At 38.5% G+C, this 9,803-nt stretch carries 10 protein-coding genes; 4 read left to right on the top strand and 6 right to left on the bottom strand.

Features of this window, described 5'->3' with window-relative positions:
* Positions 1-86 precede the first annotated feature (86 nt).
* The 3 genes from AC1DDX_RS20415 (at position 87) to obgE (ending at position 3,669) form a co-directional block, all read left to right on the top strand.
* Positions 87-1,658, top strand: a complete 1,572-nt coding sequence (locus AC1DDX_RS20415) for a right-handed parallel beta-helix repeat-containing protein (RefSeq protein WP_337715746.1) — start codon at positions 87-89, stop codon at positions 1,656-1,658.
* A 338-nt stretch (positions 1,659-1,996) separates the two neighbouring features.
* Entirely contained in the window at positions 1,997-2,566 is a 570-nt protein-coding gene (locus AC1DDX_RS20410; protein WP_172660846.1) for an adenylate kinase, read from the top strand.
* 104 nt (positions 2,567-2,670) lie between these two features.
* Complete coding sequence (obgE, locus tag AC1DDX_RS20405) at positions 2,671-3,669, top strand: GTPase ObgE (RefSeq protein ID WP_172660845.1); 999 nt, start codon at positions 2,671-2,673, stop codon at positions 3,667-3,669.
* On the opposite strand, the gene AC1DDX_RS20400 is transcribed toward obgE, so the two are convergent.
* From AC1DDX_RS20400 to AC1DDX_RS20375, 6 genes are all read right to left on the bottom strand, one after another.
* Positions 3,666-4,898: a TCR/Tet family MFS transporter gene (locus AC1DDX_RS20400; RefSeq protein ID WP_337715744.1), complete on the bottom strand. Its 1,233-nt coding sequence runs from the start codon at positions 4,896-4,898 to the stop codon at positions 3,666-3,668. The two genes, obgE and AC1DDX_RS20400, sit on opposite strands and share 4 nt — an antisense overlap.
* A 59-nt stretch (positions 4,899-4,957) precedes the next feature.
* Positions 4,958-6,361 (bottom strand): peptidase domain-containing ABC transporter, encoded by a 1,404-nt coding sequence (locus tag AC1DDX_RS20395; RefSeq protein WP_477622497.1) that lies wholly within the window; start codon positions 6,359-6,361, stop codon positions 4,958-4,960.
* Positions 6,325-6,843, bottom strand: coding sequence for a cysteine peptidase family C39 domain-containing protein (locus tag AC1DDX_RS20390; RefSeq protein ID WP_477622496.1), 519 nt, complete (start codon positions 6,841-6,843; stop codon positions 6,325-6,327). Before AC1DDX_RS20390 ends, AC1DDX_RS20395 begins: the two co-directional genes overlap by 37 nt.
* A 7-nt stretch (positions 6,844-6,850) precedes the next feature.
* The gene (locus tag AC1DDX_RS20385; protein WP_477622495.1) at positions 6,851-8,023 is read right to left on the bottom strand and encodes an HlyD family secretion protein; all 1,173 of its coding nucleotides are present in this window, start codon (positions 8,021-8,023) and stop codon (positions 6,851-6,853) included.
* Positions 8,024-8,086: 63 nt separating this feature from the next.
* Positions 8,087-8,293 carry a hypothetical protein gene (locus AC1DDX_RS20380; RefSeq protein ID WP_048904154.1) on the bottom strand — a complete coding sequence of 69 codons (207 nt, stop codon included), beginning with the start codon at positions 8,291-8,293 and terminating at the stop codon, positions 8,087-8,089.
* A gap of 285 nt (positions 8,294-8,578) precedes the next feature.
* On the bottom strand, positions 8,579-9,454 hold the full coding sequence (locus AC1DDX_RS20375) for an AraC family transcriptional regulator (protein ID WP_172660841.1): 876 nt from the start codon (positions 9,452-9,454) through the stop codon (positions 8,579-8,581).
* Between the two features lie 121 nt (positions 9,455-9,575).
* Between AC1DDX_RS20375 and AC1DDX_RS20370 the strand changes: the two genes are divergently transcribed.
* Positions 9,576-9,803 (top strand): hypothetical protein (locus tag AC1DDX_RS20370; RefSeq protein WP_477622494.1); only part of this gene is annotated, 228 nt, incomplete at its 3' end.

The following is a 9,803-nucleotide window of genomic DNA, read 5'->3' as shown; positions in this document are numbered from 1 at the left end:
AAACAACTCCTTTAATTTTAACATACAAACTTGCTAACCAATTAAAAGTAAATAGCTTTTAATTGGTTAGCTCTTGAATTTAAGTTATGAATACATCAAAGCTAGGGTATTTTAAGCGCATCTTTTTTTTAGGGATCATCATGTTGAATTATGGTGTTTTATCTGCATGCAGTAAGAAAAGTTCCTCAGCAGGTTCGGATAAACCAGAAGGACAAGCTTCTGGAAAAGACATCTATGTGGCTGTCAACGGAAATGACTCAAATAGCGGGACATTGGAGGCTCCGGTAAGTACGATTAATAAAGGACTTGAATTGGTTACTCCCGGTTTTACGGTTTTTGTAAGAGGTGGTACTTATAAGGAAAAAGTCTCTTTTGCTAAATCTGGCAGAAAGGATAAGCTGATTACTTTAAAGCCATATCAGGGAGAAAAAGCGATTATTAGTGGTGATGGCCTTTCTGTGTCTGGTAACGAAGCACTGGTTACAGTAAATAATGTAAGCTTTATTGTAATTGACGGTTTCGATATTTGTGATTTTAAAACCACTAATGCCTGGGCCAATGTTGATGGAATAGTAGTAAAAGGCGGTTCAAGTAATATTACCCTACGAAAGAATCGGGTATTTAATATCGAAAATAATGCCGCCCCCGAATTGGGTAGAAGTGGACATGGTATTCATATTATAGGCAATACTAATGTGGCACTTACAAAGATTTTGGTCGAGGAAAATGAGGTTTTTGACTGTAACACGGGTTATAGCGAAAACTTGACGATAAATGGATACGTGGATGGTTTTGAGATCAGAAAAAATAAGGTTTACAACGGTGAAAATATAGGCATTGTGGCTGCTGGCGGTTATGCTGCAAATCCCAACCCTTCGTATAATTATGTTCGCAATGGTATAATTGCCGACAATGAAGTTTTTAATATAGATGGGAAGACAGGACCAATTCCCGCCTATAAGGACCATAACGGTGCTATCGGCATTTATATTGATGGTGCCAGAAATATTTTGGTTGAAAGGAATCTGGTTAGAGATAGTGGCAGGGGTATAGGGATTGTTAGCGAAACAGATAATTTTCCCACTCAGGAGTGCATCGTCAGGAATAACGTAGTATACAATTGTTCATTGGGTGGAATTTATATGGGTGGATATATAGGTTATACCGGGGGAGGTACCAATAAATGTTATGTAGTGAACAATACTGTCTATCACAATAGCAAAGATTTGGGCTACTCAAATGAAGTTGAGGGAGAGATTAGACTAACAGAGAATTGCAACGATAATGTGATTAGAAATAACATTATTTATCCGAGACCAGATAGAGGCGTTTTTATCAATAAACAAGTTACTGGCGGTACAAATAATGTTGTTAGCGACAACCTGTATTATTCAGAAGGGTTAAGTATTTGGCGCTGGAATAATGTTCCTTATACTGATTTTAATTTGTGGAAAGCTGCTTGCGGTGGTGATGCTGGCTCTTTATGGGGGGCAGATCCTTTGTTTGTAAATAAACTAATTTATGATTTTCATCTTAAATCTGCCTCGCCTGCAAAAAATACCGGAACAGTTATTTCTGCTGAGATAAATGGTACAACCGACAAGGATGGGAAGACTCGTATTGTGAATAATTTGATTAGCAAGGGGGCCTATCAATAGTCTTTAATAAAGATTTGGCCGCCCTGCATTGACCCTTGACGAGGGTTATTTGTAAAAAAATCAATATAGTAAATTAATAATTATATATTTGCAGGCTAAAAAGTAACCTTCTTTTCTCGGTATTTGTTGAGATTAATGAATTGAGAACTGGAGAGTTATCACAACTGATTTAATAGGTATAAGTAAATTATTTTGAATGGTTAAATCTCTATTTGTAGAAGTTAATTTTATTAGATCTTCAATAAATTTCTTAGAGATTTTTAACTGTGAATGTATAAATAACAACCAAAAGCCTTACTGCTTGCGCAGAAGGCTTTTTAACTTTAAAGACAACCCGAATGCTTAATTTTGTTCTCTTTGGCCCACCGGGTGCAGGCAAAGGCACCCAATCAGAAAAATTAATTGAGAAGTATCAATTGATTCACATTTCAACAGGCGACCTTTTTAGGGCCCATATCAAAAATCAATCTCCTTTAGGACAACGCGTGAGTGCCCTGATTGCAGAAGGGCAACTTGTTCCTGATGAAATTACGATTGCTATGCTGGAGGAAGAAGTTGATAAAAATCCAAATGCTAAAGGATTTATATTTGATGGTTTCCCGCGTACGGTTCCTCAGGCCGAGGCTTTAGATGAGTTTCTTGAGAGTAAAGGAAGTTCAATCGCTGGCGTAATTGCACTTGATGTGGATCAGCAGGAGCTGACTAAGCGTATTGCGCAAAGACAAATTGAGACAGGTCGCGTTGATGATCAGGCTGATAAATTGCAAAAACGTATAGAAGAGTACTTCAGCAAAACGATTCATGTTTTGCCTTATTATGAAGGACAAAATAAGCTAAGTAAGGTGAATGGTATCGGAAAGATCGATGACATTTTTGCTGATTTAAGCGCTGTAATAGATAAATACTAGATCAATAATAATACAAGTAGCGGGGCGAATTTTTAGTTCTTCCCGCTATTTTCATATATCCTGAAAAGTTTTTTCAGGCTTATTTTTTTTAAAAATAGAAGGTTATGTCACAAGGTTCCAATTTTGTAGATTATGTTAAAATATGCTGTCGCTCTGGAAAAGGAGGGTCGGGCTCTGCACATTTGCACCGGGATATAAGAACTTCTACAGGTGGGCCTGATGGGGGTGATGGTGGTCGTGGTGGACACATTATATTAAGGGGAAATGCTCAGTTCTGGACGTTGCTTCACTTAAAATACCGTAAGCATATTATCGCTCAGGACGGCGCGCCAGGCTCTAGTGGTACCTCAACAGGAAAACAAGGTAAAGATGAAATCCTTGATGTTCCTCTGGGTACTATTGCCAAAGATGCCGAAACCGGAAATGTTCTTTTTGAGATTACTCAGGATGGCGAAACCAAGATACTTACTCCGGGGGGAAGAGGAGGCTTGGGTAACTGGCACTTTAAAACTCCTACTTTGCAAACTCCACGTTTTGCACAGCCAGGAGAGTCGGGCAAGGAAGAATGGATGGTGCTTGAACTTAAGGTTCTGGCTGATGTTGGTCTTGTTGGATTCCCTAATGCCGGTAAATCAACTTTGTTATCTGTACTTTCGGCTGCTAAGCCAGAAATTGCCGATTATCCATTTACAACGATTGTACCTAATCTGGGTATAGTGTCTTACAGAGATAGCAAATCTTTTGTAATGGCAGACATTCCCGGTATTATAGAGGGAGCTTCTAAAGGTAAAGGATTAGGTTATCGGTTTCTCAGACATATTGAACGTAATTCAGTATTGCTATTTATGGTACCGGCGGATACGCAAAGAACCATAGCCCAAGAATATGAAATACTTAAAGCAGAGCTTAAGGATTACAATCCTGAGCTGATGCAAAAACCACATTTACTGGCCATAACCAAATCAGATATGCTTGATGAGGAATTGGTAGCAGAAATGAAAAAGGAGCTTCCTAAAAATATTCCTTCCATATTTATTTCATCTGTGGCACAAAAGGGATTGGTTGAATTAAAAGATATGCTTTGGGCAGCTATTAATAGCTAAGCATTCTTTCGGTTCATAAACGAATGACCTTTCATTGTTCTATAAGCAATTAACACACTAATTAGCATTAATACAGCTCCGGCAAGAAACGGTGCTCCCGCAAATTTAATTGCAGCGCCAGGGCTTGTAAACCATGCAAATAAGTTTGTCATGAATAGAGGCCCTATAATTGCGGTTACGCTCATTAAACTTGTTAATGCACCCTGTAATTCGCCCTGTTCGTTTTGAGGGACATTGCCAGACATAATTGCCTGTAAAGCAGGGCCTGCAATTCCACCAAGACAATAAGGCACAAGGAAAGCAAACATCATCCAGGTTTCTGAAGCGAAGGCAAAAAGAAACAAGCCTACGGCGTATAATATGAAACCCACGTAGATACTCTTCTCATTGCCCAGTCTGGGATTAATGAACCGGATTAGTCCACCTTGCACTGCGGCTACAAGTACGCCTACCACCGTTAAGGAGATTCCTATCATAGAGGTGCTCCACTTAAACTTCTCTATATTGACAAATGTCCAGGTACTTTGCACAGAATGGCTGGCTATGTACAGGAAAACAAGCGCTATAATTAAGCCGCCAAGACCTTTATATTTTTTAAGCTGCATTAATGACCCAAGCGGATTGGCTCTTTTCCATTCAAAGGCACGCCTGTGTTCTTTATCTAAAGACTCTGGCAATACAAAATAGCCATAAACCACATTAACCAATGTTAATATTGCGGCGGCTATAAAAGGTACACGTGGCCCGATTTCTCCAAGTAAACCTCCTAATGCCGGACCGATAATAAAACCTACTCCAAATGCGGCACCAATCATTCCAAAGTTCTGCGCACGGTTTTCGTTTGTACTAATGTCGGCTATATAGGCTGTTGCAGTGGTCATACTTGCACCAAAGATGCCAGCTATGATACGGCCCACAAAAAGCCACCAGATGGTAGGTGCAAGGGCAAGGAAAATATAATCTATTCCGAATCCGAAAAGAGATAAGAGAAGAACAGGCCGCCGACCATATTTGTCACTAAGATTTCCTATAATAGGCGCGCAAACAAATTGCATAATGGCGTAAACAAAGGTAAGCCAACCACTCCATTGGGAGGCCTGGCTAATATTGCCACCAATGAGCTGTTCAATTAATTGAGGAAATACGGGAATGATAAGGCCAATGCCAATAACATCAAGTAGTAGGGTAATAAAAATAAAACTTAACGCAGCCTTTCGGGATGTTGCCATAAATTATAGAAATGTTTTAGACCGCGTAAGGTATAACATTTGAGTGGGAAAATAAAGAGCTATCCGTGTGTTATTAATTGCGGAGTTTGCAATTTCCAGAGGTTTGCATAAGCAGAGTTTTTGTTGAACAAAAGCTCATTATGTGTCCCTTCCTCAACAACAAGACCTTTGTCTAATACAATGATCTTATCCGCATTGTTCAGCGTACTTAGGCGATGGGCAATAACAATTACTGTTTTATGTTGAACTTTTAATAGATCAATCATTCTTTGCACATGCTGTTCAGACGCAGAATCCAATGAAGAGGTAGCTTCATCAAGAATAAGAATCTCGGGATTACTATATATGGCCCTGGCTATCGCTATGCGTTGTCTTTGTCCGCCTGACAGGGTAGTGCCATTTTCGCCAAGATAGGTTTGAAATCCTGATGGTAAAGTTTCTATAAAGTCAATAATTCCAAGCTGGGTAGATATATCTATGATCCTTTGCATGTCGGGTTCATAATCTCCAACAGCGATATTGTCGATAACATTACCTGCAAATAGATCAATCTTTTGCGGTACAACAGAAACCACATTCCGAAGAGAGGAGTTGCGAATATACTTGAGGTCGTACTTGCCAATACTCACATTTCCTTTTTGTATCGGATAGATGTTTTGGAGTATAGACATCAGCGTCGATTTACCAGAACCACTTTCTCCAACAATCGCTGTAAATTTACCTTTAGGTATTCTAAGGTTAAGGTTTTCAAATACGGTAACTCTTGTTCCGTAACGGAAAGAAACATTTTCAAAATGAATGTCACCTATTTTATCAGGAGTAAGGTCAATTTGATTTTCATCGTTTTCCCGCTCCAGGTCCATTATTTCAAACAATCTATCTGCTGCAATAACGGCATCCTGAACGGTCCTGTTCATGCCAATCAAAGAAGATACCGGCCCGGTGAAATAACCTATAAGGGTGTAGAATGATAAAAGCTCGCCGGGAGTGATTTTACTTTCCAGTACATAACCGGCACCTACCCATAACAATATAATGGTTAACAAACGAGAAACCAATTCAGAGGATGTTCCAGAAAAAACAGCGTTAATGTTCGATTTAAATCCAGTTTGCAACAGTTTAATAAAGCGTGTTTCCGTTTTTTCATTGGCATGTCCTTCTAACCCGAAGCGCTTTATTGTTCCTATTGCATTTAAGCTTTCAACCAATTGTGATTCCAGTTCAGCCGAATCTTCCATTAGTTTTCTCTGCGCTTTTTTGTTCAGTTTATTGGTTATATAGTATATCAGCAAATACAAAGGAATTACTGTTAGCATGATTAAGGCCAGCTTCCAGTAGTAAGTAAACATCATGATAAATGAGAAGAACACAATAAAGATATTTACCAGAAAATTTATGCTCACATCATTTAAGAACGTCCTGATCTTTACCGCGTCATTAATTCTTGAAATGATTTCGCCCACACGCAGCTTTTGTGTGGTCTTATCAGGTTCCAGAAACGGCCCTGTACAGATACCTTTTCATTCCCCGACTGGAATTCTTCAGCCGGCAGAAGCAGTACTAAAGCGCCGGTCCATTCTTTTTTAAACAGCTCGTGACTTTTGCGGTGCATCTGTCCGTCAATAGGATCCATCACCTCTACATACTTATTGGTAACCTTGTAAATTACTACATAGTGTTGCAGAATATCATGCACAATAAGATGTGCAACGGCCGGTTTGGGGATTTTAAACAAACTTTCAAATGGGCCTTTAACTCCCTTAGCCTCAAAACCCAATTTCTCGGCGGCTTCTACCATGCCAAGTACATTGGTTCCTTTTTTGTCGGTGCCTGCCAATTGTCTGATGCGTGCAACAGGCAAATCCAATTTATAGTGGGATGCTATAGAAGCAAGGCAAGCTGCTCCACAGTCGGTTATATCGTGTTGTTTTACTTTGATGCTCATAGCCTTCTCATATCGCTCCGCTAACATTTGGATTTACCCAATCATCTACCTTGTCGTATAGCAATTGGTATAAACTTCTTTCGGTTACCGTAAAGCGGGCAGTAAAATTCATACCCTTTTTTAAATAGCCCTTGTAACCATTTTTTAACATTAAATAATTCTGGTCCAAACTGCATTTTACTTTAAATACAGGTTGGTTATTATTAATTATAATGATGTCGTCAGAAATATCGAGCACTTTACCCTCAGCCAAACCCCATTGGTTGTAATTAAAAGCATCTATTTGAAAGYGTACTTCCTGCCCTTTCTTAATTAAGCCAATATCTGCTGGTTTTATATAGCAAAAGGCCGTTAGGTTGGTATCAGGAGATATTTCTCCTATTTTTTGATTGGCAAAAACGTAGGCTCCTTTTTGAAGACCAACCAAATTTTGTAAAGATCCGGCAATAGGGGCCCTTAATATGTATTGTTTTTTTTGTTCGTTTATTTCTACCTGTTGACCTGAAAGCTCACGCAATTCATTTCGCAATTGGTTTGCTTCGGTTTGCCATTGGGTTTTATATTTTGTACTTACCATCAAAAAGGCAGATTCTGCTTGTTCAAGTTCGAATTTGTACTTATCGTATTCAGATTCTGTAAGCACTTTATTCTGGTATAACTTGCTGTATCTGTTGAAGGTGCTTTCTGCTTGTTTTTTTGCTATTCGCGCATTTTCAAGTTCTTGGGCAAATTGTTGCCATGCAGCATTATATTGGCCTGTTTGAAGGCTAGGGTAGCTGTATCCGTTTCGATTAATGTAAATTAACAGCATATGTATATCCTGCAGGAACTGTCCAATTTGTCCCTGACGGTTTTGTACCAAAGCACCCTGCTGTTTGGGTAGTGCTCCATCAATGATTAAGAGCGTATCGCCTTGTTTAAGTTTCTTATTGTCTGTAAGCTTAAGCAGCGTAAGTCTGCCGTTTACAGGTATTGTTAGCTCCGTTTTTTCAACTGAAGATTGTAATAGTCCAGTGCTTTTTACACTTATTGGCGTTTTTATAAATGGGAGTGCGGCAAAAGTTCCAAGGATTGCAAAAACTGCAATCAGGTATATGAGCTTGGTTGAATTACTGATTTGTGATCGATAAACAAGTGAGGTGCTTGAAATTGTTTCGGCGGAATAGGTAGAAAGGGGCATATAGTTGGATATTAAAGCAACTGTTATTCTGAATTTCAGAATAACAGTTGCCGATATTTTTTCTTACAGGCTCCAAACCAGTTTCAAAACATTGGTTAATGTTTTGCTTAAGAAAGCTGAAGTGTCAGCTGCTACAGAGTTTACGGTTCCTACTACAGAAGTCAAAAGACTATCTAATATACCGCCAAGTAAACCACCGCCTTCAACTTTTGTCATTTCAGTTGTGTTCATTTCTTGAACACCAAGATTGTTTAATTCTAACTTGTTCATAATAGGGGGTTGTTATTGTTAAATTCCTTACTCGTTAAAGGCTTTTCAGGATACGCCTATGTTGGCCAACACTAAAACGAAAGTAATAATAAAAGTGAGAAAACCATGGCAGGGGAAATCTGCAAGAAAGCGCTAAATTGTTGACTTAGATGGGTAAAATATGGGTTTTTGACAAGAAAACCATTTGTATTAAGGGAAAATCGATAGCGTGTATGGATTTGTTCAATTTGTTCATTTAGTGCACTATAGGTAAGCGGGCACCTCATCCCCAAATTTAAGATCGTTTTAGATACTTTCTGTCCTTATTTTAAGGTATTCATTTCTATATTGAAGTGGCGTTTTTCCGGTTACTTCTTTGAACTGTTTGTTAAAGTTAGAAAGCGTAGTATAACCGGAATCATAGCTCACACTGTTGATGCTTATTTTGTTTTCGTTCAAAAGTTTGCGTGCATAATCTATCCTTAACTCCTTTAAAAAATCTGAAAAGGATTTGTTGACCCTCGATTTGAAATACCTGCTAAACGAACTGGGGGTCATGTTTATCAGTTCGGCGATCACTTCCAGACTTATTTTATCTCTATAGTTTTTCATAATGTACCTATAGATCTTATTCATCCGGTCAGATTCGGTTTTGTTATTTATTGGAATGTAGTTGACATGCGTGATCGGATGGCAGTCTGTTGAGTCTGCAATTGTATTTAGAATCTGAAGTAGTATAATTAATCGCGAAACCCCCTTTGCATTGAGGAGTTCGTGCATCATTTTACTTACCATCTTATTGGTTTTGCCATAAATTTCCAGTCCCCTTCCCGCTTTTTCAAATAGTAAACGGATGTTCTCCATTTCTTCTTTTGAACTTATAATTTCATTAAGAAAATTCTGAGGGAAGTATATTACTATGCCTAGCGTTTTTGATGATTTTTTGGTGTCAGGGTCATTTCTCCATAAATGTGGAAGATTAGGTCCTGTAAATACAAGGTCTCCTGGTTTAAATGGTTTAATATTATCTCCAATAAAGCGTGTTCCCCATCCTTTTAGAACTAAAAATAATTGATACTCAGGGTGTTGGTGGAGGCTGGGGTCGAAGTTTAATTCCTCCAGTCTCTTAACAACCAGTAATTTGGAATGAGGGATGGCAGATTTTTGAACAATGCTTTTCATTTGATGTGAAAGTATAAAAAAATAGAGCAATGACAAAATACACTTAGAAACTGATAATATTTAGATAGAATAATGATATAAAAAATAGCTTATTTGTATTTCCAAATATAATAATGACCCAATGAGAAAGATTATTTTTCTAATCGTATTAAGTAGTGTCTTGTTTCAGTATTGTTCAAATAAAACAAGAGTAGTCGGTGGAAATGCAGAGAAACAGCATCCCCGAAGAGCTGAGGTGCTTTTTTTAGGAAACGAAAGTACGCATCATAACTCATCAAAGCTTGCTCCGATGCTGATCAGTCCTCTTTTCGGACTGGGGATTAATGTCTCTTATACCACTGATACGAGT

This window comes from Pedobacter sp. 10L46_2, from assembly GCF_056395165.1.
This window is presented reverse-complemented; position numbering and strand designations above follow the sequence as displayed.